This is a genomic window from Kitasatospora sp. NPDC054768 (assembly GCF_053612025.1).
Genome location: NZ_JBSHBN010000073.1, coordinates 13,153 through 35,724, shown reverse-complemented (window position 1 = coordinate 35,724; position 22,572 = coordinate 13,153). Strand labels below are relative to the sequence as shown.

At 68.7% G+C, this 22,572-nt stretch carries 19 protein-coding genes, 1 tRNA gene and 1 pseudogene; 9 read left to right on the top strand and 12 right to left on the bottom strand.

Annotation, left to right across the window (positions count from 1 at the left end):
* Positions 1 to 102: 102 nt before the first annotated feature.
* Together ACWGKU_RS21985 and ACWGKU_RS21980 are read right to left on the bottom strand one after the other, a co-directional pair.
* Entirely contained in the window at positions 103 to 702 is a 600-nt protein-coding gene (locus ACWGKU_RS21985; protein WP_452179071.1) for a cysteine hydrolase family protein, read from the bottom strand.
* Entirely contained in the window at positions 699 to 1,988 is a 1,290-nt protein-coding gene (locus ACWGKU_RS21980) for an MFS transporter (protein ID WP_452179072.1), read from the bottom strand. Before ACWGKU_RS21980 ends, ACWGKU_RS21985 begins: the two co-directional genes overlap by 4 nt.
* A gap of 145 nt (positions 1,989 to 2,133) precedes the next feature.
* Here ACWGKU_RS21980 and ACWGKU_RS21975 point away from each other — a divergent pair, with 145 nt between their 5' ends.
* From ACWGKU_RS21975 to ACWGKU_RS21960, 4 genes are all read left to right on the top strand, one after another.
* Positions 2,134 to 3,069 carry a LysR family transcriptional regulator gene (locus ACWGKU_RS21975; RefSeq protein WP_380549877.1) on the top strand — a complete coding sequence of 312 codons (936 nt, stop codon included), beginning with the start codon at positions 2,134 to 2,136 and terminating at the stop codon, positions 3,067 to 3,069.
* 347 nt (positions 3,070 to 3,416) lie between these two features.
* A complete protein-coding gene (locus tag ACWGKU_RS21970; protein ID WP_452179073.1) occupies positions 3,417 to 4,622 on the top strand; it encodes a PP2C family protein-serine/threonine phosphatase in 1,206 nt (401 codons plus the stop codon).
* 154 nt (positions 4,623 to 4,776) lie between these two features.
* Complete coding sequence (locus ACWGKU_RS21965) at positions 4,777 to 5,268, top strand: DUF5994 family protein (RefSeq protein WP_401052321.1); 492 nt, start codon at positions 4,777 to 4,779, stop codon at positions 5,266 to 5,268.
* A gap of 55 nt (positions 5,269 to 5,323) precedes the next feature.
* Positions 5,324 to 5,569, top strand: coding sequence for a hypothetical protein (locus tag ACWGKU_RS21960; protein ID WP_380549886.1), 246 nt, complete (start codon positions 5,324 to 5,326; stop codon positions 5,567 to 5,569).
* 67 nt (positions 5,570 to 5,636) lie between these two features.
* Here the strand turns inward: ACWGKU_RS21960 and ACWGKU_RS21955 are convergent, their stop codons facing one another.
* The 5 genes from ACWGKU_RS21955 to ACWGKU_RS21935 all read right to left on the bottom strand — a co-directional run bounded on the left by ACWGKU_RS21955 (position 5,637) and on the right by ACWGKU_RS21935 (position 13,207).
* On the bottom strand, positions 5,637 to 6,248 hold the full coding sequence (locus tag ACWGKU_RS21955; protein ID WP_401052319.1) for a DUF5994 family protein: 612 nt from the start codon (positions 6,246 to 6,248) through the stop codon (positions 5,637 to 5,639).
* A 209-nt stretch (positions 6,249 to 6,457) separates the two neighbouring features.
* Positions 6,458 to 7,726 (bottom strand): ATP-binding protein, encoded by a 1,269-nt coding sequence (locus tag ACWGKU_RS21950; RefSeq protein ID WP_452179074.1) that lies wholly within the window; start codon positions 7,724 to 7,726, stop codon positions 6,458 to 6,460.
* A gap of 801 nt (positions 7,727 to 8,527) precedes the next feature.
* Positions 8,528 to 9,196, bottom strand: coding sequence for a hypothetical protein (locus ACWGKU_RS21945; protein ID WP_402969290.1), 669 nt, complete (start codon positions 9,194 to 9,196; stop codon positions 8,528 to 8,530).
* 5 nt (positions 9,197 to 9,201) lie between these two features.
* Positions 9,202 to 10,860 (bottom strand): DEAD/DEAH box helicase family protein, encoded by a 1,659-nt coding sequence (locus ACWGKU_RS21940; protein WP_452179075.1) that lies wholly within the window; start codon positions 10,858 to 10,860, stop codon positions 9,202 to 9,204.
* A 10-nt stretch (positions 10,861 to 10,870) separates the two neighbouring features.
* Positions 10,871 to 13,207 (bottom strand): ATP-binding protein, encoded by a 2,337-nt coding sequence (locus tag ACWGKU_RS21935; RefSeq protein WP_452179076.1) that lies wholly within the window; start codon positions 13,205 to 13,207, stop codon positions 10,871 to 10,873.
* A 239-nt stretch (positions 13,208 to 13,446) separates the two neighbouring features.
* Between ACWGKU_RS21935 and ACWGKU_RS21930 the strand changes: the two genes are divergently transcribed.
* The gene (locus ACWGKU_RS21930; protein WP_452191536.1) at positions 13,447 to 13,635 is read left to right on the top strand and encodes an AbrB/MazE/SpoVT family DNA-binding domain-containing protein; all 189 of its coding nucleotides are present in this window, start codon (positions 13,447 to 13,449) and stop codon (positions 13,633 to 13,635) included.
* Here the strand turns inward: ACWGKU_RS21930 and ACWGKU_RS21925 are convergent, their stop codons facing one another.
* The 3 genes from ACWGKU_RS21925 to ACWGKU_RS21915 form a co-directional block, all read right to left on the bottom strand.
* The gene (locus ACWGKU_RS21925) at positions 13,636 to 14,145 is read right to left on the bottom strand and encodes a very short patch repair endonuclease (protein ID WP_452179077.1); all 510 of its coding nucleotides are present in this window, start codon (positions 14,143 to 14,145) and stop codon (positions 13,636 to 13,638) included. It abuts the gene before it with no gap.
* A 269-nt stretch (positions 14,146 to 14,414) separates the two neighbouring features.
* A complete protein-coding gene (locus tag ACWGKU_RS21920) occupies positions 14,415 to 15,719 on the bottom strand; it encodes a DNA cytosine methyltransferase (protein ID WP_452179078.1) in 1,305 nt (434 codons plus the stop codon).
* 327 nt (positions 15,720 to 16,046) lie between these two features.
* On the bottom strand, positions 16,047 to 16,280 hold the full coding sequence (locus tag ACWGKU_RS21915; RefSeq protein ID WP_402969275.1) for a hypothetical protein: 234 nt from the start codon (positions 16,278 to 16,280) through the stop codon (positions 16,047 to 16,049).
* 225 nt (positions 16,281 to 16,505) lie between these two features.
* On the opposite strand from ACWGKU_RS21915, the gene ACWGKU_RS21910 reads away from it, so the two are divergent.
* Positions 16,506 to 18,950 (top strand): WD40 repeat domain-containing protein, encoded by a 2,445-nt coding sequence (locus ACWGKU_RS21910; RefSeq protein WP_452191533.1) that lies wholly within the window; start codon positions 16,506 to 16,508, stop codon positions 18,948 to 18,950.
* A 76-nt stretch (positions 18,951 to 19,026) separates the two neighbouring features.
* Here ACWGKU_RS21910 and ACWGKU_RS21905 read toward each other — a convergent pair.
* Positions 19,027 to 20,159, bottom strand: a pseudogene (locus ACWGKU_RS21905) (IS630 family transposase).
* A gap of 254 nt (positions 20,160 to 20,413) precedes the next feature.
* Here ACWGKU_RS21905 and ACWGKU_RS21900 point away from each other — a divergent pair.
* Entirely contained in the window at positions 20,414 to 21,151 is a 738-nt protein-coding gene (locus tag ACWGKU_RS21900; protein ID WP_452179079.1) for a hypothetical protein, read from the top strand.
* Between the two features lie 147 nt (positions 21,152 to 21,298).
* Here the strand turns inward: ACWGKU_RS21900 and ACWGKU_RS21895 are convergent.
* A tRNA-Gly gene (locus ACWGKU_RS21895) sits at positions 21,299 to 21,372 on the bottom strand.
* 276 nt (positions 21,373 to 21,648) lie between these two features.
* Between ACWGKU_RS21895 and ACWGKU_RS21890 the strand changes: the two genes are divergently transcribed.
* Both ACWGKU_RS21890 and dcd read left to right on the top strand, forming a co-directional pair.
* Positions 21,649 to 21,870, top strand: a complete 222-nt coding sequence (locus ACWGKU_RS21890; RefSeq protein WP_380351225.1) for a hypothetical protein — start codon at positions 21,649 to 21,651, stop codon at positions 21,868 to 21,870.
* 71 nt (positions 21,871 to 21,941) lie between these two features.
* A complete protein-coding gene (gene dcd, locus ACWGKU_RS21885) occupies positions 21,942 to 22,517 on the top strand; it encodes a dCTP deaminase (protein ID WP_380548121.1) in 576 nt (191 codons plus the stop codon).
* Positions 22,518 to 22,572 lie beyond the last annotated feature (55 nt).

The window sequence follows — 22,572 nt, the reverse complement described above, 5'->3', positions numbered from 1 at the left end:
TCGATCCCGGCCACTTCGACGCTCTGCCGCCCCACGAACACCGCACGCCGCACGCCGCACCGGGTGGGCGCGGCGGCCGGGGGCGGGACGGGTTCGTGGCCGTCAGTCGCCCCGGAGCAGGGCGCGCAGCCCGGCGGTGTCGACGACGTCGGCCCGGGAGGGGAGGACCCGGCGGAGCAGGACCTCGTGGACCTCCGGGTCCGGGTCGGCGACGCCGTCGGACAGGACGAGGAGCCGGTAGTCGCGGTCGGCCGCGTCGAGGACGGTGGACAGGACGGCGCCGCCGGTACCGAGGCCGCAGACGACCAGCGTGGTGATGCCGCGCTCGCGCAACTGCCGGTCGAGGTCGGTGGTGGACAGGGCCCCGTAGCGGGTCTTGCGCACGAGGATGTCGCCGTCCCCGGGCGCCAGGTGCTCGTGGACGGCGGCGGCGGGGTCCTCGTGGTGCATGGCGCGGTGCCGGGCCAGCGGCGCGAAGATGGCGTTGGCGGCCGGGACGGCGTCCCAGTCGGCCTCGGTGAAGCCGACGCGCACGTGGGCGATGGTGCCGCCCTCGGCGCGGACGTCGGCGATCGCCCCGGCCACCCGGCCGAGCAGGGCCTCGCGGTCCCCGTCCCCGGGCAGCGCGGCCAGGATCGCGGGCTGGCAGTCCAGGACGAGGAGGGCGGTGTGCGCGGGATCGAGTGCCCGGTCGGTGCTCATGCGGGTGTCCTCCGTACGGATGGTGCGGCCGGCGGGGTGTCCGGTACGGCGTCCGGCCGCGTCCGGTCGGGTTGGGGAAGCAGGAAGGGGGTGGCGAGGATGAGCAGTCCCGCGACCGTGAGGGCGGTGCGCGGGCCGGTGGCGTCGGCGAGCAGCCCGCCGAGCGCGGTGCAGACGGCGATGGACGCCTGCTGGCCGATCGACCAGGCCGACAGGGTGCGGGCGACGAGGTGCTTGGGCGTGCGTTCGAGCCGGTAGGTGGCGAGCACCGGGTTGAACAGGCTCATGTTGATGATGATCGCCAGCTCGACGGCCATCACGGTGACGAGCCCGACCACGCCGGGGCGGACGAAGGCCAGACCGATCAGCCAGACGGCCCGCAGGGTGCCGACGACCCGGAAGACCCGGTCCCGCCCGTGGCGCTCCACGACCCGCCGGGCCAGCCGGGAGCCGATCAGCCCGCCGAGGCAGGGGGCGGCGAAGGCGAGGCCGTACTCCCAAGGAGCGAAGTGGAGTTGGCGCAGGAGAAGGACGGCGAGCACCGGCTCGGTGGCCATGATCAGACCGGAGACGAGCATGTTGTTGAGGTAGAGCGCCCGCAGACCGGGGTCGCCCAGGATGTGTCGCCAGCCGTCGAGCACCGCGCCGGCCCGGAGCGGGCTCCCGCCGTTCCGGGCCGGGTTCCCGCCGGCCCGGACGGGCGGCTCCTCCCGGTCACGGATCGCGATGATGCCCAGCGCGGAGAGCAGGTAGCCGAGCGCGTCGGCCACCACGGTGGTGACCGGCCCGAACCAGCCGATCGCCGCCCCGCCGAGCGGCGGCCCGATCGCGATGGAGCTCCAATTCGTGGACTCGAAGCGCGCGTTGGCCACAAGCAGGTCCTCCGGCCGGACGAGCGCCTTGAGGTAGGCCCCGCTGGCCGCGCCGAACGCGATCTTGGCCGCGGCGATCACGATCGAGACCACGAGCAGCTGGACGAAGCCGAGCCACCCGAGGGCGTAGGCCACCGGGATCGTCGCCATGGCCGCGAACCGGATCAGGTCCGTCGCGATCATGACCGGCCGCTTGCGCCGGAACTCCACCCACGGCGCGAGCGGCACCGCGACCAGCGCACCCACCGCGGGCCCCACCGCGGACAGCGCGGACACCTCGGCGGGCCCGGCGTGCAGCACCAGGACGGCGATCAGCGGCAGTGCCCCGAACCCCAGTCCGGACCCGTACGCGCTCGCCGCGTACGCCGCCCACAGCCATCCGAACCGCCGGCCCAGTCGTTTCCCGCCCGTCATGCGCGATGCGCTCCCCTCGACGTCCCGACCCCGGCCGAACAAACCGGGGTTGACCGGTGAGAGCCAATCGGTCGCCACTACGGCAGGTCAAACAACCGATTCACCCACTCCGCACAACCTCTGGTTGTTCTCTAAGGTGGGTCGCGTGGACCTCGAAGCAGTACGCACCTTCGCCGCCATCGCGGAGGCCGGCCAGTTCCAGAAGGCCGCCGTCGACCTGTCCGTCACCCAGCAGGCCGTCTCCAAGCGCGTCGCCGCACTGGAGCGCGACCTCGGCGTGCGGCTGTTCACCCGCACCCCGCGCGGCGCCGAACTGACCATCGACGGGCAGGCGTTCCTGCCCCACGCCCGCGAGCTGCTGCGGGTCGCCGAGCGGGCGGTCGCGTCCGTGCGCGCCGGCCGCCGCCCGCTGCGGGTCGACGTGATCAACTCACGCGGCGCGGTCTCGGGCCTGATGCGCGGCTTCCACCGCAGCCACCCCGACATCGACCTCGACGTGCTGATGCTGTTCGACATCGACACCGCCGTCGCCGCCATCCGCTCCGGCACGATCGACGCGTCCTTCCGCGCCGTCGCCGCGCCCGGCAGGCCCCTGCCCGAGGACATCGAGTCCGTCCGGGTGCTCGACGAACCGCTCCAACTCCTCACCGGCCCCGACCACGCCCTCGCGGACGCCGGATCCGTGACCGTCGCCGAACTGGTCGGCCACCGGATCTGGATGCCCGGCATCGCCCCCGGCACCGAGTGGGGCGCCTACTACGCCGACCTGGTCGCCGAGTTCGGCCTCACCATCGAGGCCACCGGCCCCAACTTCGGCTCCGACGTGCTCCTCGACACCATCGCCGACACCCCGGCCCTGGCCACCTTCATGAGCGAGCGGACCCGCCTCGTCTGGCCCGCCGGCCACGGCCTGCGCCGCATCCCGGTGACCGACCCGACGCCCGTCTACCCCCACTCCCTCCTCTGGCACCGCGACAACCCCCACCCGGCGCTGCCCACGCTCCGCGCCCACCTCGCGGCCGCCCCCGCGGACCCCGCCGCCCCGGACACCTGGACCCCCGCCTGGGCCCTCCCCCACTGACCGCCCGAACCGGCCCGGCCCACCCCGGCCCGAACCGCCCGGCCAACGCGAAAGGGACAGAGCCGGACCAACCGAAACAGCGGCCACGGCGGGGGCCGTGCTCCACCCCGCCCGGGATCCCCGCCGGCGGCCACCCGTGAGAGGGACGTGGCCGGAGGGCGCGATGCACCGCCGTCGGGCGTAATGGAAGGACCCGCCCCGGCGGACTGCACCGGGGTGCCGGGGTCGATCGAGCCGGTGTCGAGTGCCCGCGCGGGAGCAGAACGGCGGCGGGAGCAGGACGGCGGCGGGAGCAGGACGGCGGCGGGAGCAGGACGGCGGCGGGCAGGGATGAGCGGTGAACAGCGATGAGCGGTGAGCAGCTGTCCGGCGCGGCGCGACCGGACCGGCCGGAGGGGCACGGCGAACGCCTGCTGGGCACGCTGCTCGATCAGACCCATGAGCTGCCGCCCCAGCTGATCGCCCCGCTGGTCGCCGCCGCGGTGCGCGGGCTCGGCGGCCGCGACCCGGCGCTCCTGCTGCAGGACTACGGCCAGCTGGTGCTGGTGCCGTTGCCGGGGCGGGGGTTGGCCGCCGGGGAGCCGGTGCCGATCGACGGCTCCCCCGCGGGTGCGGCCTTCCTGCGCGGTCTCGCCGTCGAGGAGCCGCGGCCCGACGGGGTACGGATGTACCTGCCGTTGCTGGACGGCGGCGACGAGGTGGGGGTTCTGGCCCTCACCCTGGACGCGGTCGACGAGGGCGACCGGCTGCTGCTGCGGCGCCTCGCCGCCCTGGTCGCCGATCTGCTGGTCACCAAGAGCGGCTACACCGACCGGATCTTCCAGGCCCGGCGCCTCGAACCGATGAGCGTGGCCGCGGAGATCCAGTGGTCGCTGCTGCCACCGCTGTCGCTGTCCGTTCCGCAGGTCGCCGTGGCCGGCATCCTCGAACCGGCCTACCAGGTGGCCGGGGACAGCTTCGACTACGCGCTCAACGACGGCCTCCTGCACGTCGCCACGATCGACGCGATGGGCCACGGGCTGGACGCCGCGACCATGGCGACCGTGGCCATCGGCGCGTACCGGCACGCCCGGCGCGCCGACATCGGACTCGCCGAGATCTACGCGTTCATGGACCGGGCCGTCGCCGAGCAGTTCGGGCCGGACCACTTCGTCACCGCGCAGATGATGCGCCTGGACACCGGGACCGGCCACCTGCAGTGGGTCAACGCCGGCCATCCCCAACCGCTGCTGATCCGCGACCACGTCGTCGTCGAGCGGCTGGAGAGCGAGACCACCCTGCCGGTCGGCTTCGGCGGTGAGGAGCCGGTGATCAGCGAGCGGGTGCTGCGGCACGGTGACCGGGTGCTGTGCTTCACCGACGGCCTGGTCGAGGAGCGCGAGGCCGGCGGGGAGCAGTTCGGGGAGGAACAGCTCATCGACTGGGTCAACCTCGTCGAGCGCTCGCAGGACGGGGTGCGGGCCGTGGTGCGCGCGCTCTCCCACGTCCTGAAGGAGAAGCGGGGCGGGCGGACGAGCGACGACGCGACCCTGTTCCTGATCGAGTGGCGCTGAGCGGGCCGCCCCCACCACGGCTCTCACGACCGGCCGGGCCGACCCGGTGCGGGCGGAGTACCGTGGGATGTCGGAGCGGCCCGTGCCGCCGCTCCCCCGAGGGCCGCCCCTCGCTCGGTGGGGTCGGGCCGCGTCCGCGGATAGGTGGCGAGCCATGTCGGACGAAGCCGGTGCCGCGTTCCCGGGCCTTCTGCCGGACCGGTTCCGGCAGGCCGCGCGGCCGGGGACGGTCCTGTTGCGCCTGGAGACCACACAGTCGCGCGAAGGCCTGCTCGACGGCGCGTGGTGGCCGCGTTCACGAGACGTCGGCGCCGAACTCCCTGGCCTGGTCAGGGCGTTGACCGAACACCTCGGCCCGGTGGCGAGGGTCGGGCTGGACACGGCAGCCTGGGACGACGTACCGGCCCGGCTGGTCGTCGACGGCCGGTCGGTGCACATCGACCGGTTCCCCGTCGGCGACGACACGGTGATCGTCACACGGGGCGACCACGATCACTTCAGCCTGCTGGTCGTCCCCCCGCAGGCGAGCCAGGAGGCGGCGCTCGCCGCGATGGCCCGCGCGGTCAAGGCCGGCGGAAGCGACTCGGCTCGGCAGATCCTCGTCGCCACCGGCATCGACTCCGAGCCACCGGGCGAGGCGTCCTGAGGGACGGTCCCGCGGGCCCGGCTCCTCGGACAGACAGGAAAGGCGGGACGGGGAGATGTCCGTCTACGTGAAGCTCTCGGCCGACGCCCGGGCACCGGCGGAGCCGTCGAAGGGGCCGTTGGACATGCAGTACGAGGACGGTGCGGACGGCGTCACCTTCGAGTACGACCTGCATCCGAGTGGTGCGCTGCGCGTCCTGCGGGTCTTCGAGGACACGCCGTACCGGATCGAGGTCTGCTTCGGCCCCGGGGCGTGGCTCCAGGTCGTGGGCAGCTACCTGCGGAAAGGCGCCGAGTACTGACGGCGATCCGCGTCGGCCCCCTCCGCCGTGCGGTTCCGGCGCAGAGGGACGGGGGCGAAGGCCGGTGCTACGACCGGTACGACGACGCCGATGACGCCGAGGACGCGGGTACCGGCCAGGAGGCGGCCCTGTTCCGGGCGACATCCGCCCGCCTGCCGGCCTCACCGGCACCGCCGGAGGGAGCGGGGGCCGACGGCAGGAAGTCGGAACGGGGCTGCCGCTCTGCCGCTCCACCGCCCGTCTCCGCGGCGATCAGGTCGCTCGCGATCCGGATGTCGGCCGGGTCGGCCGCCTCCGACATCAGCCGGGCGGCATCGACGGAATCCGTCTCCGGCGGGACGACCAGCAGGTTCAGCCGGCGCGGGGCGTACGAGAACACCGCGACCGTGTGCTCGTCCTGCTCGGTGGTGAACCAGCCCGCGTGGACGATGTGCCCGGTGACCGGGATGCGCCGGGGGATGACGGGCCACTGCGCGGGGTTCACGGTGATCCGGGTGATCCGGCCCCACCGCTCGTCGATTTCGGCGGCCAGGGCGGGGAGTTCGAGAAGAAGATCACGCGAGCGGGGCCACCAGGCTCCGTCGAGTCGGCCGGACCGCGCACCACGAGGTGCCAGGGAGAGCCGCACGGTGGGTTCCAGGGCGCGAGGCGTCGTCGCACGATCGAGCGTCGTGGCCATGATCAAGGACCTGCCTCCGGGCCCGGCCCGCGGGGCCGGGTCCGGCATTGCCGTTCGCCGGAGACGACGCCAGTATCCGGGTGCCGGCATGCGAAGTGCCTTCGGTACTGCCCAGGTTACTCTCGGTCCACTCCGAACCCTGCATGTCGCGGTGGGTTCCCACCCGACGCCTGCGGTAGGACACCGGAGTACGACGGGGCGGCGGCCCCTCAGACGCGCCCGTAGCGGACCGCCTGGTCGGCGAACTCCCGGGCCATCTCCTCGGAAACGGTCGGACGGGTGCGGTGGATCGCGTCCAGATAGACCTGGGTGCTGGGCTGGGTCCGCTCCCCCGTGTCGAGCGTGCGCTCGAACGTGCTCTGGGCGACCGCCATGGCGACCTGCCGGATGTCGGCGGGAGTGAAGCCCTCGCTGGCTTCCGCGAGGACCGCCGTGTCCGCGGCGGTACCCGTTTTCGCGGTGTAGCCGGCCCACAGCGCGTCGCGGGCCGCGGCGTCGGGTGGCCCGACCGGCAGGACGTAGTCGAACCGGCCGTGGCGCAGGAACGCCGGGTCCAGCGCGGCCACCGAGTTGGTGGCGCAGACGAGGAGCCGGCCGTCGCGGTCACGGAACCGCACGATCGACTTGAGGAGTTCGTTGACCACGCCGACCGACGCGGGGGCGGCGAGGCTGCGTGTCCCGGCGACCTCTTCGACCTCGTCGATGAAGAGCAGCACATGGTCGAGCTGCACCACCTCTTCAAAGCGGCGGCCGAGTCCGGTGGCCAGCCCGTCCTCGGAGACGAGCCGGGAGGGGAAGATCTCGATGAACGGCCAGCCGAGCCGGCCGGCCACGGCCTTGGCGAACGTGCTCTTGCCCGTGCCCGGCGGGCCGAACAGCACGACCGCGCGCGGCGGTTCCACCCCGTGGGCGTCCGCCAGCTCGGGGTTCGCCAGGGGCAGCACCAGTCGCCGTTCGATGAGCCGCTTCTCGTCGGCCATGCCCGTGAGCCGCTCCCAGAGACGGGCTTCGGGCATGACCGCGCCCAGCATCGCCAGGACCGTCGCGCCCTGGGCGCTGACGGCCTCCGACTTCTCGAAGTACGTGAGCCCCCGGTGGGGTTGGAATCCGGAGTTGACCAGTGCGGTGGCGCCGGTCTCCTCATCGGGCAGCAACGCCGCGACGATCCTGGCGCCGGCGTCCCGCAGACGGTGCTCCAGCGCGGACAGCAGGGCGGTGCCCATGCCCAGGTTCCGCCAGGCGGGGTGCAGGGCGATGCGCAGCACCCATGCCCGGTCCCCGTCCACCCGGCCCACCGCCGCGCCCACCAGATGCCCGTCCGCGACCGCGACGACGCTCGGATTCCGTGCCTGCAACGCGGCGACCACGTCGGAGAGACGGAAGGCGGCGGCGCGATCCGTGGTGGCGCTCTCGGCGTCGAGCCGAACCATCGCTTCGAGGTCGTCCGGAGTGAAGTCCCGGACATGCCATACAGCCATACGCCGCTCTCGCATACGCCGCTCTCGAACGTCGCGCGCCCCTGGACTTCCATCATCGGTCGACTCCGGCCCGGTCGCTCGCCAGGGCGGACGACCACGGCCGGTGCGCACCGAGGCGGGCGCCGCCCGGCTCCGGACATGACCGCCCGGACACGCTCGACCCGGAACGCCCCGTCGATCGCCACGGTGATCACCCGGAGGCACGACGAACATCAACTCCCGTGCATGGCACATGCGTTCGCAGCCATGAAGCCAGCTCCCCCGCGGCCCCCAGGGCGGCCCCGCCGCACCCGGCCCGGACAACGCGAAAGCCCCAGGTCGCTGACCTGGGGCTTTACCGCTGGAGCGGGCGACGAGAATCGAACTCGCGCTCTAAGCTTGGGAATCTTTGGGCTTCCGGGCCAAAAAGCGCTCCCGACCTGCACCGATACCGGCGCGACCAGCCCGCCGAACACCCGACGCAGACCGCCGGTGCCCGCCGTTCTCCACCAGTTCTGGCACGGATCTGGCACGCGCCGGACTCATCGCCGCAGCCCCCAAGTTCCGCCTCGCATTCGCCGAGCGCCATCGGGCTCGTGCGACCCTGCGGGACCTACGCACCACGAGACCCCGGACGACGACCATACTGGCCAGTTCCGCCCCACGCTCCGCCGTGCCGTTTCGCCTGATCAGGGTATGTCGACGACTCCGCCTCGACACCCGATGCCTCCCCACCCAAAGGCATCCTGCCGCACATGGCACCACCTGGTGACGTCCGCCCAGCCAGCAGGGCCTATGCGGGCTCTGCACAGCACGTCGCGTCTACCGCTCAGGCAAGTCAATGAGGGTGGGTTGCGATTGACTCTGGCCGCCGCCCGTCACCCGAAGATAGTCAGGATTCGGGACCATCTCGCGATGGAGGTACCGGAGGTCCGCGCCACAGCGCAAGGCGAGTCGCTCCTGGCGCGCGCGGTCGGCTGTCGAGATGGTCTCGCCGTTGCGGGTCGTGATGACGATCGCGGGTCGCTCCACCGAATCGACGGCTTCATTCAGTGCCGCCCAGACGAGGTCCCGGAAGGTTCCAGCACGGCCCCAGCAGACGTACCGAGCGGCGGCGTCGGCGATCGCGTAGCAGTGGTTCGGCTTCTCTCCAACCGAATCGGGCTTCATCGCCCAGCCGCTCCCACACGCCGCCCGAACAATTTCCTCCGGCCCTTGGAATCGATTTACCGCATAACGGACATAGTTCCCGATTCCCTCCTGGGCCCGGGCGTACTCCTTCATGGGGACGTCTTTGATCCAGACCCTGGCGTCCTTCTCCGGTCCATAGGAGAGCAGGATGCCGCCGACCTTGGGATCCTCGATCCACTTCCGGTACTGGTTGGTCTTGTCAGCGTTACTCAAGAACTCCCAGTCCAGGTCATTGGCCTGCTGGTAGATCTCGATGAGGAGGCGTTCACGGATGGGCGCAGGCAGCTGCTGCAAGGACACGGTCATTACTCCTGTGGGGCGAGGGCGGCGGGAAACTGGAGTCGGTGCTCGTCGTACGCGGTCTCGAGGCTGGCCGCATCCTTAATCCACTCGTCCATGAGAGTGGCCACCTTCTGGTCGCTGAAGTCGATGTTCGACGGGGTGAACCTGGCCAGGGTCTCGATTTCACCATCGCCGCCAAGGGCACGCTTGAGCTTGAGCGCAGCAGCGATGCGGCGGAGGTCGCTGACGAAGTCCAACACCGCGACCCGGTCCTTTCCCTCGCGCAAGCGGAGCCCTCGCCCGAGCTGCTGCACGAAGATCCGCCGGGAGTGAGTAACTCGCGCGAAGCAGAGGATGTTCACGTCTGGCACATCGACGCCCTCGTTGAGAATGTCGACCGCCGTCAGAATGGGCACCTCGCCTGAGCGGAAGGCAAGTAGGCGGTTCTGCCGCTCCCTCTTAGCGAGTCCGGCGTGGATGGCGAGGGCACCGGACCAGAGCGGGGTACGCCGCAGCATGTCGGCAAGCCGTTCAGCGTGTTCGATAGTGCGGCAGAAAACGATAGCCCGCGGATTGAGCGTGGTGGCCCATGTGGCGGCGAGCTCGTCGCGGATGGCTTCGTCTCGCTGCGGCAGGAAGAGCTTCGCGTTGAGTTCGGCCAATCCGTACGAGTGGTTACTGGCCTCGCGGACGATGTCCCAGTCGATGTCGTCGACGAACAGGCGGTAGTCGACCTGAGCGAGGTAGCCGCGCCGCATTCCATCCTCGATCCCCAGGGTGAAGCTGGGGGCGCCGAGCTGATGGGTGATGTCGTGCTTGTCGCCGCGCCATGGGGTCGCGGTGACGCCCAGGTGGCGGGCCGAGTTCAGGAGTTCCAGCAACTCGTCGTACTGGCCTTCTTCGCCCAGGTGGTGGGCTTCGTCGATTACTACGAGGTCTGGGCGATAGCCGAAGCGCGCGGCGGACAGCGCCGACGCGACTGTCGCGCACGTGAGTCCGGAGAGGTCATCAGGGCGTGTGTCCCCAGTGAGGAGGCGCGTTGAGACCTCTTTAGGCAGGTGACGCCAGAGCGCCCGCTCCAGTTGCTGGACGAGGTCCTTCGCGTGCGCGACGACCAGGACTTGGTCTTGGGGCTCGCCTCGCAGATGCTCCGCGATCACCTCACCACCGACGACGGTCTTGCCCAGCCCGGTAGCCAAGACGAGCAGCGCGCGGCCCGAGGCGTCGAGGTCGGCGGTCAACGCTTGCAGGGCCTCAGCTTGATAGGGCCGGAGCGTTACCTGCCCGAAGCGGCGGGGTACCCGATCGAAGCTCGTTGTTAGGTCCGTTCCTCCCCAAAGGAGGATTCCGGGACCCAGGCGTGCCAGATTCGCCACACGCTGCCGAGCGTCAGGACTGAAGCGGGTGTTGGTGACGACGACGGCGTGGTGTGCGCGGTAGTGATCCCGTGCGCGAGCGACCTCGTCCACCGCGTCGGCTCCTACGGCCCCACGTCGCTTCCACTTGCACTGGATTACCCAGGTCTCGCCTTTGTGACGGGCGAGGATGTCGCCGCCCTCGTCGCCGGAGCCGTCGATGTTGGACACGTCGGAGAAGCCCAAATGCCAGAGGAGGCGTTCGATGCGGCGGGGAAACTGCAGCGGTCCGGCGTCCAGCAGCGAGGCAGCGTTGAGGAATTGCATCCTGCCCTCCCTACGTGTTGTCGGCGAGGTCGCGCGCGATGAGACGGCAGCTGATCCTGATCCGGGCCAGCTCCTCCACATCGAGGCGTGGACGGTGCTGCTCCAGAAGCGCGAGGTCTCCGAGAGGGTTGATCAGCCGCTCCACGACGAGCGCTCGAGCCCCGGGATCACTGAGAGCGATGTATCCGCGCTTGAAAACGGATCCGTCAAGGAAAGTCTCGGGGGAGTCTTGGATGATGCGGATGACGGCGCTGGCCGGAACATATCGGATGAATTCGCCGTTGGTGACCGCGTTACTCCAAGGGGACGTTCCACCAGCCTCGACCGCGAACCGGCGCTCGGCGTCCGCTCGTTCGTCCTTCGTGAGCAACAGCCAGTGCACCGCCGGGTTCGCCGAGACGGGCGTCACCATGGCCAAGCGCACCTGTTCGAGGAGCCGCTCGGATTCCTCCGCCATCGCCGCCGGCGTCAGCCGGGGACTGGAGGTGTGGACCTTGAGCTGCGCGACGATCTCACTCAAGGGCATCGACACGTTATTCGCCCGAACCCGCATGAACTCCGCGACCTCGACGAGCGCCAAGTCGCGCATGTCCGTCCCGAATTCGCGGAAGATCGAGTGTCCGGTATCGATGAACACTTCCAAGCGCGGGGCTCGGACCATCGAGACGATCACAGGCGCGACCTGCCCGTCCTTGGTGACAAGGTGCTGGCTACGAACCGCCCAAGCCGTCAGATCGACGCGCCCCAAGTCTTCGAGGTAGTACGGGCCCGTCAGATCCACGATGGGGTCGGCGCTGTCACGGTATCGCTGAAGCCGCTGGTCCAGCGTCTCCACCGGTGCGGTAATGTCCTCGGGCGGTTCTTGGCCAGCAATGGTCGAGGCCGGCGCGGCACCGCCCTCAGCCTGGTCATCCGGGTCGAGGAGTCCGGCCCCAAACCCGGGGAGGATGTCGTCATTCCCCGGTTGAGGTTCCACTGTTACCGGATTGTCGTGCTGGTAAGCGGCGCGGTACCACGCCTCGTCGGTCTGATACTCGTAGTGGCCTGCCCGCATGAACGTGGCCCACTGCGCGGCCTTCTCATGGAGGGCGTTGCGTCCGTCACCCGGGATCAGGTAGTTGAGCCCCGGGTCCTGCCGGCGGAAGCCCGCGTAGAGCAGGGCGAGGGGGCTACGGTTCTCCAGCAGTCCGAGGTTCTTCGCGATCTTTGGGCGCAAGGGGCTTGTTCCGCGGACCTCACGCAGGACTTGCCGCCACTCGGCCGTCTCGAACTCGAAGGCGGTCTTCTGGTAGTTCGGAGCGACGTGATCGCAGTGGATCTCACCGACGATCCGGCCCATCTGCACAGCTCCGGAGTCGATGGGGTACTCGAGCTCCGCCTCAGCGAGGCTGTCCTCGTCCTCCCAGTAGAAGACCCGCTTGTCCTTAAGCATGATCTTGCGTCCGTTGCGGAGGAAGTCCAGCCCGTAGTCGGTGCGGTGGACGTAGCGCTGAATCCCGATCCAGCCCCAGATCTTGCGCTCCCTCAGTTCGAGGCGATCCTGCCCGCATTCCTCGCAAAGCTCGGCGTCGGCGGAACTCCAGTACCCGCAGGCCATGCAGGCGTTCTTGGCGCTCAGCACGTGGTTGATCTTCTGGACGGCGTGGATCTCCACGCCTTGGCGGGTGACGGTCCGCTTCTCGTCCCAGACGCAGGGCAGGCGCGGCTTGACCTTCTTGCCGTTGAGCGTAAGCAGGAAGCCCCTCTCCGCCAGCAGGTAGCTGTAGACCTCCCCGAGCTTGTCCCTGATCACGTTCTGCGTCTGCGGGCGGCAGAGCGTGGCGTACTGCTCCTGCTTGAGGTCGCTGATGGTGACGGTGGTGCCATGCTCGTCACGATTGGCCTTAGGCACCGCGCGGTATGGCGCCTGGTACTTGGAGGAGTTGGCGATCTGCACCAGGTCCAGCGTTACCTCGATCCAGTCCGGATCGCCTGCCCGACTGGTACGCACCGTGGTACGCCGACCGAGTCGCGCCGTACTGATGTTGAATCCCATCCCGAACAGGCCGAGAGAGCCATGTCGGCCGTTACTGGTCCAGCCCGCGCTGATGGCGTTGGTGACAGCCTTCAGGCTCATGCCCCGGCCGTTGTCCTGCACCGTGATCTCAGCCGTCGCACGCTGCGAGTTCGCCGGGGGAAGTGAGATCGCGACCGAGGGCCGATCCACCGTCCCGCTGGCCGCCTGGAATTCGTCGAAGGAGTTGTCGATCAACTCAGCCAGGCACTGCCAGTGTGAGAACTCGATATCACCGAGCACGCCCAGGATTCGCGGGTGCGGTGTGACGTTGATGTACTGGTCCTCGGTCACAGCCGACCCCCGTCTTGGTGGTGAACACATGCTTGGCAGGCGGATGTGCTCGCGCGACCATCAGCAGTCTGGCGTGCACCATCGACCCCAGTCGGGCACGCTCCAGGAGCATCCATCAGCATGCCCTCAACCCTAATGGGCGGCACCGGCGGGTGCGGGACAAAGATCTCGAACCCTGCTGATGCCACCCCGCAACCGGGAGGAGTGCCTCAGAGCTTCGCGTCTGGCGGACTCGGCCCATACTCCGGGAACCTGCGGAAGTCACCATCGATGCGAGCGGCCGAGTGCAGATCCCGATGGGGATTCTCGCCGAGGCCGGTCTCGACACTGGGAGTACAGTCCTCGCGTACAGCGACGGTGACGGCCGGATCGTCCTACGCAGGTTGACCGACGCCATCGATGGCTTGATGCTCGACGGGGAACTGTAGCTACGCCTCGCCGGACGCTCCGCGGACCGCCAAGATGACCCGCTTCGCCACGTCCTCCGGTGCCTCATGCTCCCAAGCCCGGATGACCGTCCAACCCGCCTCCTCCAGGATTCGGCTGGTCTCGGCGTCCCGCCGCTGGTTGTCGGCGAACTTCTCCTCCCAGAAGTCCACGTTCTTGGTCGCCGGTCGATGATGCTCCGGGCAGACGTGCCAGAAGCAGCCATCAACGAAGACCGCGACTCGCGCCTTTGGGAACAACACATCCGCACTGCGCCGGAGGCCCTGGAGCGGCCGCGCGTTGACCCGGTAGCGAAGCCCTTTCTTGAAAAGCAGAGAGCGAAGGACCTTCTCGGGCTTCGTGTCCTTTCCGCGGTTACCTCTCATCGAGGCACGGACCGCCGGGGTCGAGGCTGTCGAGTCCTCGGGCAGCGTCTCCTCCATCAAGAGGCCCATCGCCCAGGCCAGCCGCCAGCCCTCAGCCAGATTGGCCGCGCGGGTGTCCTGCTCCACCTCGCCCAGGTAGCGCTCTGGAGACTTCCGTCCGTCGCCCCAACGCAGGGACGCTCGGATCCGCCGCGTCTTAGGCAGGACCCTCAACGAGACCGAGGCGTGAGCGATCCGGCCCTCACCCAAGTCAACCACCCGTCGATGGCGACCACCCGCTGCTCGGTCCTGTTCAGCGGACAGAGCCTTCCGTGTCCTCCCCGGCCGCCCCTTCCAGGCGCGATCGGGGGGCAGCCGGTCATTCCAGCGGCTCTGGGACGGTTCCGCCGCATCGCTCACGACTGTGATCCCGGTGCCGCGTCGAGGGCCTTGGCCACCGCGTCAGCGAATACGGCACCGAGCTTCACCGGGACCGCGTTGCCGAGTTGCCGCATCTTCTCCCCCCTAGGGCCTTCGAGCTTCCAATCGTCAGGGAAGGTCATGACCCGGGCGGTCTCACGCACCGTCATGTAGCGATGCCTGTAGATGGTTCCGCCGGAAGTCTCAAGGTCGTCGGTCAGCATCACGGACTCGCCGCCAGGGACTCCGTGCACGCCGGCCTTCACAGTCTTGGCGGGACGGTCCAGTTCGTTGGGCGTGTGGCCCTTGTAGATGCGAGCGTCGGGCCATCCGATGTGGTCGGTGAACCCCCCGGCGCGGTACTCCTGGCGGTCAAGCCTGTCCCAGGGGATCTTCGGTAGTGGCTTGCCCTCGTTCTCATCGATGCCGGCGATGGCGTCCCGGAACGTACGCCAAGGCTTCGAACCGTCTGGGATGAGCGAAACGTCCTTGGGGATCCTGGCCATGACCCGGGCGCGGACATCCGCGGGCACCGATGAATGCCGCTTCCAATACGAGCCGTCGAGCATGGTCCGGAACAGCGCCTCCTCCGAGTACTGGGGACGCACATCCTTCTTGAATTGGTCGATGTCGACCCCCAGGTCCTCCCGGAAGGCGACGATGAAGATGCGGTTCCTGACCTGGGGGACCCCGTAATCGGCGGCGTTCACGCGCGTCATCACCACCTTGTAGCGCTCCGCCGGGTCACCGGCGGCCCTGCCCTTGGCCTCGATGAGGGCCTTGTCGTGCTTCTGCCAGCTGATCTCCGGATCACGCAGCTCGAAGGGCATCTCCATCTCGCGCAAGATGTACTCGAGGTACGGCTTGAACGATGGCCTGAGCAGTCCGACGACGTTCTCGCAGATGACGGCCTTGGGTCGAATCTGGCGCATCGCCTTGAACATCTGAGGGAACATGTTCCGCTTGTCCTCGTCCCCCTTGGCGATCCCGCCCAGGCTGAACGGCTGACAGGGCGGACCGCCGGCGAGCACGTCGACACGACCGAGCAGGTAGCTCATATCGAGGCCCTGAACGTCCCCCGCCGCGAGCGGCCACGGCTCCCCCGGCTCCGGGATCCGCTCCTCATCCCCGCGGGGCTTGGCCCCGTTCGCCTCCAGGGTCTGACAGGCTCGTGGGGCGAACTCGTTGAACAGCAATGGCCGGAAGCCCGCCCCATGGACGGCCATCGCGAGGCCGCCCGCGCCCGCGAACAGCTCGACAGCGGTGCGATCATCTTTCGACTCTTCTTGCAGTTCAGGCATTGCAAAAGCATACCGCGGAAATAGCGATCACCGGGACTGTTGTCAAGAAGTCTCACCTCACCTTCACGAGTGACCGAAGCGGTACGACCAGCGATCGAAGTGGCCGCCACAAGCGGGGACAGCACTGTTCCGATTCCCGCACGCCAGGGCGAACGGCCACATGGGCGATGCCGCCCAGGTCCGGTGATCAGGTCGCCGACCGGCCGCGAGGGAGCCTCCTAGCGGCGATCACCCGCGAGCCGGACGCTGGCACCGGCGGCCAACCCGTCTGCCCCTCAGCTGAATCGCCAGTTAGCGACAGAACCCGGTACCCGTCGCTGAGACCATTCACGGACGAGGGGGCCTACCGCGCCAGCTCGCAAACAAGCCCAGGCCAACGCTGGTGACCGCCGTGAACGCCTCAGACCCGGCGATCAGGAAGACGGCCGCCGCCAGCGTGGTCAGAAGCAACAGTGCGACCAGATCAAGCACCCGGTCACGGATCGGTTCCACCGACACCGGCCTTGACCTGGAGTCAACCCGAGGAGAGGAGGGCGAGGTGGGCTCTTCGATTTCATCCATGCGACCAGCACACCAGGCTCACCCGCCACGACTCCTATGGCACGAACAGGCTCAGACATACCCGATCGCCGCAGGCCGACGCCGTACAAGATGGTGCGCGGAGCGAACACCCAACTCTGTATGGTGGTGTTCGGCGAAATTCGGTCCTGTTCGGTAGCCAGCGCCCTACGCTGAGTCCCGCAGACCATCAGGGGGACATGCGTGGCGCATGGGGATTCTTCGGGGATGACACCCGAAGCCGCGTTCCAGCGAGGACTCGCCGACTTCGCCACCGGACTCCGGAGACTGCAGATCGAATGCGGCAACCCTTCCCAGCGCATGATCAGCCGCGCCGCACCCTCCGGGCGGCCACTGTCGGCCTCCGCGATCAGTGAGACCCTCACGGGTAAGCGTCTGCCCAGTCGAGACTTCCTCATCGCCCTCGTCCGGACGCTGCTCAGCCACTCGAACGATGGCCAGTCCCCTGTAGGCCGCAACGACCCAAGGGTCGAGTTCTGGCGCACGAGCTGGAACCGAGTGGCGCACCTACAGTCCGAGGCCCGTCACGCACCCGCAGCATTCAATTCGGCACAGTCGGTCACGGTTGCTGAGAGCGATCCACCACCCTCTGCACCCACTCAGCCGGGAAGCGACACACCAGCGAACCCTTCTGAGTCGCTGACGCATAGCCGAAGCTTGAAATTTCGCCGCGCGTCTGTGCTCCTGCCTCACTCCGGCTTCGTATGGTCTGTGGCGTTCTCCCCCGATGGCAAGCTTCTCGCGACCGGCAGCGCCGCTGGGAAGGTGACGCTCTGGGACCCCGTCACCCACCAGGCCATCAGCAATCCCGAGACTGCCCAGAAGAGCACAATCAGGTCGGTGGCGTTCTCTCCGGACGGACGTTTGCTGGCGGCTGCCAGTGACGAACATGGCGTATGCCTATGGGACGTGAGGTCAGATCAATCATCCGGAGCTCTCCAACTCACGAAGCGACAAAAGGTCGCAGCAGTCGCGTTCTCCCCGGATGGCACCGTGCTGGCCACCGCCAGCTTCGACCGAACGGTACGGCTCTGGGACCCATACACGTGCGAAGCGGTCGGCAAGCCGCTGACCGGACACACCGGCCCCGTCACGGCAGTCGCCTTCTCGCCCGAGGGGAGCGCATTGGCCACCGCTAGCTTCGATGGCATGGTGCGGCTCTGGGACCCAGCAACCCACCAAGCGATCGGCAAACCGTTGCTCGGCCACACCGGGCTCGTCAGGTCGGTGGCGTTCTCCCCCGACGGCAAGCTGCTAGCTAGCGCGAGTGACGATGGCATGGTGCGGCTCTGGGACCCAGCAACCCACGAAGCGGTCGGAACGCCCCTGGCCGGCCACACCGGCTCCGCCACTGCGGTGGCGTTCTCACCCGACGGCAGCCTGCTCGCCACGGCCAGCGACGATGGCATGGTACGGCTCTGGGACCCGGCCACCCACGAAGCGGTCGGAGATCCCCTGACCGGTCATGCCGTCCCCGTCAAGTCGGTGGCGTTCTCCCCCGACGGCAGCCTGCTCGCCACCGCTGGCTACGATCGCGTCGTGCGGGTATGGGAGGGCAAGGAGACATTGCCATTGCTTGTCCCGACGCAGCGCACTCGGGACAAAGACGACCCGCATGACAACCTGCTCAGCGAGGACGCCGAACTGCGCTCCCGACTAGGTGTTCTGACCGCACGCGGCCTCGCCAGTCGAAGCGTCCTAACCGCGCTCAAGAACGGCGAAGGCATCTATCTGGCGCCCCTTGTCGGACACCGTGACGCGGTCTGGTCAGCCGCGTTCTCCCCCGACGGAACCACACTGGCTACCGGGAGCGCCGACGATACGGTGCGATTCTGGGACCCTGCTGACCGGCAACCCGTCGGAAGGCCCCTGACCAATCACCGCGACTCCGTTCGGTCAGTCGCGTTCTCCCCCGACGGCACCCTGCTAGCAACCGCAGACCGTAGCGGGGCGGTTCGCCTGTGGGATGCGGGCACCCGGGTACCGGCGGGCGGGCCATTTGCCGACAACCTCGGCCCCATCACATCAGTGGTCTTCTCGCCCACCGGAGTCCTCCTTGCCATCGTTACTGACGCTGGCGAGGTACAACTGTGGTTGCCGGCCGCGCAACAGGCTGCCAGTGATCCTCTGGCCAGCCGACGTGGGGTCATCACCGGAGTTGCGTTTTCCCCCGATGGCACGCTAATCGCAACCGCCACCGATGCTGGCACGGTGACACTTTGGGACTCTGGCACGCACCAGCCGACCGGCGAACTCCGTGATGGCCACAGCGGCTCAGTCAGCTCCGTGGTGTTCTCCCCGGATGGCAGCTTGATCGCGACTGCCGGTCACGATCGCTCGATGCAGCTGTGGGACCCAACCACCCATCAGCCCGTCGGAAAGCCCCTTATGGGTCATGACGGTGCCGTTACAACCATGGCCTTCTCCCCCGACAGCGCACTCATCGCGACGGGGAGCAACGATCGCACCGTGCGGCTGTGGGACCCAACCACCCATCAACCTGTTGGTGAGTCCCTCGCCGGCCATCGCGGCACTGTGACATCGGTTGCCTTCTCCCCCGATAGCTCCGTGCTCGCCACCGGCAGCACCGATTGCACCGTTCGGTTGTGGGTGCCTCCCGCAGTCAACAGCTTCGCTCGACCTCAGGGCTAGGAGAGGGAGCTGCCCCTCTTGGACGCTGGCTTCGCGGTCCGAAAGCGTTCCAGGACGCGCTCGATCTAGTGCCGCATCAGGCAACGTTGGCCCTGGCGACGACTGCGCGTAGGCGTTCGTCGGCGGCGTGCTTGTTCCGCCAGATGATGTAGCGGCGGATCATGCTGCCCTGTTCCTTGTGGCTGGCGTGGTCGGTGCCGTCGAGCGCGAAGTAGCGCAGGGCGGTGAACTGGGCCTCGATCCGGTTGAGCCAGGAGCTGTTGGTCGGGGTGTAGGCGATCTCGACGTTGTTCGCGGCCGCCCATGTCCCGACCCGCTGGCACCGTTTGGTGGTCAGGTGCGGCGAGTAGTTGTCGGCCACGATCGCGATGCGCACGTCCATCGGGTGCAGCGAGCGCAGGTAGCGGCAGAACTCCAGGAACTTCGAGCGGTTCTTGGTCTTCTTGATGTGGCCGTAGAGCCGATCCTTGGCGAGGTCGTAGGCGGCGAACAGGTGCCGGACTCCGTGCGGGCGGGTGTAGGTCGCTCGTCGGCGGGGCCGGGGCTCACGGTCGGGGTCCTTGTGCCTGCCGCCGCGTTCGGCCCACTGGCGTCCGGGGTGGGGCTGGAGGTTGAGCGGCCCGAACTCGTCCATGCAGAAGACGACTTCGGGTTCTCCCTGCTCGGGTATGACCTCGCCGTCGGCGATCGCGTAGAGGTGCTCGACCCTTGCCTTCTTTGCGGCGTAGTCCGGGTCGCGGGAGGTCTTCCAGGTCTTCACGCGTTGAAGGAGACGCCCTCCTCGCGGAGCAGGACCCGCAGGCCCTCGTGGCTGATGTCGTCGACCACCCCCTCGGCGACCAGGAAGTCGGCCAGCTTGGCCAGGCTCCAGGTCGAGAACGGCAGGCCGTGCTCGGCCGGCCTGGACTTGGCGATCTTCTTGATCTCACGGCGCTCGGGCAGCGTGAAGGTCCTCGGCCGTCCGCCCTTGTACTTCGGGTAGAGCGAGTCGAAGCCGTCGGTGTTGAAGTTGTGGATCACGTCCCGGACCCGGTCCGCGCTGGTGAACGTCACCTCGGCGATCTTCGCCACCGCCATGCCCTGCGCGGACAGCAGGACCATCTGGGACCGCCTCCAGGTCACCACGGACCCGGTGCCCCTGCGGACGATCCGCAGCAGGCGCCTGCCCTCGTCGTCGTCAATCTCCCGCACTCTTACGCGTTCAGCCACGTGATCATTCTGGCCGCTCGGTTGCCACCTGGCGGCAACCGAGCGATGCGTCACAACGGGGCGAACGCAGTCTGATGCGGCACTAGTCAGGCGGTTCTTGCAGCGAGTTACGTATACCCATACTGCAAGAACATGGCGCCCTACAGGGCCTCTCACCTGCGAAGATCTTGACCGTTCTTGCAGTTCCGTACGGATTCTCCCGAAGATGCCGGCCCGCACCACACGATGTCGGAACCGGGTGACAGCATGCGCCTGTGCTGATCCCTGGATACGAGAACGATCCTCTTGCCATCGGCGAGGAACTGGTCCACCTGCCGGGCTTCTGGGCCGCGTATCTGCTTTGGCTCGCCGAGGGGGAGGATCTGGATCCCGAGCCCGCACTGTTCGGTGCAGACGGTGCGGACGTGGACGCCGCATACGAGCGGCTCTCCGACCCGACCGCCTGGCCCACCATCCGGCTGTCCATGCAGCATGGCCACAGCGTCCTGATCGTCCACCGCAACTTCGTCGAGGACGGAGGGGTCGACTACTACGTGGCCCACCCCGACTGGGACCGACCACGCTCACTGGCAAGGATCGACGGCCACTTCGCCGGCCCCGGGCTCGCCTGGTGCGAACTGGTCCACGTCGCCCGGCACCTCGGCGACGGGCCGGGGATCACTGACCCGGACGCCCGCCTGCTCCTCCTGCTGCCCATCCTCGGCGACGTCGACCTGCCAGCCGACGCCACCGCGACCGTCGCCGACGCCCTTGCAGCCATCGGCGCCCCGCCCGAGTCCACAGCCGCCCTCGCTGAGGCCCTGCTCGACCACCCCTTCTGGGACGGCGAGACGTGGTTCTTCGATGGGAGCTCTCCTCTCAGCGGCGCCACCACCACCCACCTCAGCCGCGTGCTGCTCTGCGGCGGCCCCTACGGCCCCCGCGACGTCCGCTTCGGACTCGCCCCCGACCAGGACACCCGCCTCGCCGAAGCCCTCGGCACCGGCGGCTGAGGACGGCTCCTGGCGCCCCCACCGAGCGCACCCCGCCCGGGGGGCGGCTGCCGTTCCAGGAGCGTTCTGGCACGGATCTGGCACGGCAGGCCCAGATTGGTCCAGACAATGCGAAAGCCGCAGGTCGTTGACCTGCGGCTTTACTGCTGGAGCGGGCGACGAGAATCGAACTCGCGCTCTAAGCTTGGGAAGCTCATGTTCTACCATTAAACTACGCCCGCCTGATGAGCCGTCAGAGACCGCTCGATCCAGTGTCACTGTACCCCATCTGCGACGGTGGTTGCACAGGGGGTCGGTGAACGTGGCGGAGCACGGTGGGGCGGGTGCGGGGGCGTACTGTTTGGGCCGCGTGCGAGTGCCCCGGTGGGTGGGGGCCGGGGCGGCGAGCCATGGTGAGGAATGTCCGGAACATCCCTTCGTGTGACGCTGTCCCGGGGCTCGGCCGCCGGGGCACGTGAGTACGGGTGAGTACTGGGTTAGGGATGGGAAGGGGATCGATGGAGCAGCGCGCCGTCGTTCGTTGTGCCGAGGGGCACCTGTTCAGCACCACCACGTTCCCGATGCAGAACCTCGGTCCGGGCCGGATCGGCCCCGGGCGGTTGATCCGATGTCCGCAGTGCGGACGGCTGCGGAGTTCGGTGCTGGCCGACGTGCGGGAGCTGTCGGAGCCGCAACTGGCGCGGGCGATGCGGCTGGAGGCCGCGGAGTTCCTGGCCTGAGGGCCGGCGGAAGGGCGGACGGGCCCCGGGCGGATTCGTCCGGGGCCCTTTCTTGCACGTAACCTCGAAGCGTGCTGCTCTCTGACAAGGACATCCGGACCGAAATCGACCGGGGCCGGGTCGTCGTCGACCCGTTCGACCCGTCGATGATCCAGCCGTCGAGTATCGACGTGCGCCTCGACCGCTTCTTCCGCGTGTTCGAGAACCACAAGTACCCGCACATCGACCCCTCGGAGGAGCAGCCGGACCTGACCCGGCTGGTCGAGCCGGAGGGCGACGAGGCGTTCATCCTGCACCCCGGCGAGTTCGTGCTGGCCTCGACGTACGAGGTCATCACGCTGCCCGACGACGTCGCGTCCCGGCTGGAGGGCAAGTCGAGCCTGGGCCGGCTGGGCCTGCTCACCCACTCCACGGCCGGCTTCATCGACCCCGGCTTCAGCGGCCACGTGACGCTGGAGCTGTCGAACGTCGCGACGCTGCCGATCAAGCTGTACCCGGGCATGAAGATCGGGCAGCTGTGCCTGTTCCGGCTCTCCTCGCCCTCGGAGCACCCGTACGGCTCGGAGCGCTACGGCTCGCGCTACCAGGGCCAGCGCGGCCCGACGCCGTCGCGCTCGTACCTGAACTTCCACCACACCAAGGTCTGAGCCGAAGGGCTCCGCAGAGCGCACGCACGACGGGCGGCCACCCCCTTCCGAGGTC

What these genes read in the sequence shown, in the direction of transcription:
- ACWGKU_RS21985 (WP_452179071.1), bottom strand. Translation starts at nt 702, where the DNA reads ATGAGCACCGACCGGGCACTCGATCCCGCGCACACCGCCCTCCTCGTC.
- ACWGKU_RS21980 (WP_452179072.1), bottom strand. Translation starts at nt 1,988, where the DNA reads ATGACGGGCGGGAAACGACTGGGCCGGCGGTTCGGATGGCTGTGGGCG.
- ACWGKU_RS21970 (WP_452179073.1), top strand. Translation starts at nt 3,417, where the DNA reads ATGAGCGGTGAGCAGCTGTCCGGCGCGGCGCGACCGGACCGGCCGGAG.
- ACWGKU_RS21965 (WP_401052321.1), top strand. Translation starts at nt 4,777, where the DNA reads ATGTCGGACGAAGCCGGTGCCGCGTTCCCGGGCCTTCTGCCGGACCGG.
- ACWGKU_RS21960 (WP_380549886.1), top strand. Translation starts at nt 5,324, where the DNA reads ATGTCCGTCTACGTGAAGCTCTCGGCCGACGCCCGGGCACCGGCGGAG.
- ACWGKU_RS21955 (WP_401052319.1), bottom strand. Translation starts at nt 6,248, where the DNA reads ATGGCCACGACGCTCGATCGTGCGACGACGCCTCGCGCCCTGGAACCC.
- ACWGKU_RS21950 (WP_452179074.1), bottom strand. Translation starts at nt 7,726, where the DNA reads ATGGCTGTATGGCATGTCCGGGACTTCACTCCGGACGACCTCGAAGCG.
- ACWGKU_RS21940 (WP_452179075.1), bottom strand. Translation starts at nt 10,860, where the DNA reads ATGCAATTCCTCAACGCTGCCTCGCTGCTGGACGCCGGACCGCTGCAG.
- ACWGKU_RS21920 (WP_452179078.1), bottom strand. Translation starts at nt 15,719, where the DNA reads ATGCCTGAACTGCAAGAAGAGTCGAAAGATGATCGCACCGCTGTCGAG.
- ACWGKU_RS21915 (WP_402969275.1), bottom strand. Translation starts at nt 16,280, where the DNA reads ATGGATGAAATCGAAGAGCCCACCTCGCCCTCCTCTCCTCGGGTTGAC.
- ACWGKU_RS21910 (WP_452191533.1), top strand. Translation starts at nt 16,506, where the DNA reads ATGACACCCGAAGCCGCGTTCCAGCGAGGACTCGCCGACTTCGCCACC.
- ACWGKU_RS21890 (WP_380351225.1), top strand. Translation starts at nt 21,649, where the DNA reads ATGGAGCAGCGCGCCGTCGTTCGTTGTGCCGAGGGGCACCTGTTCAGC.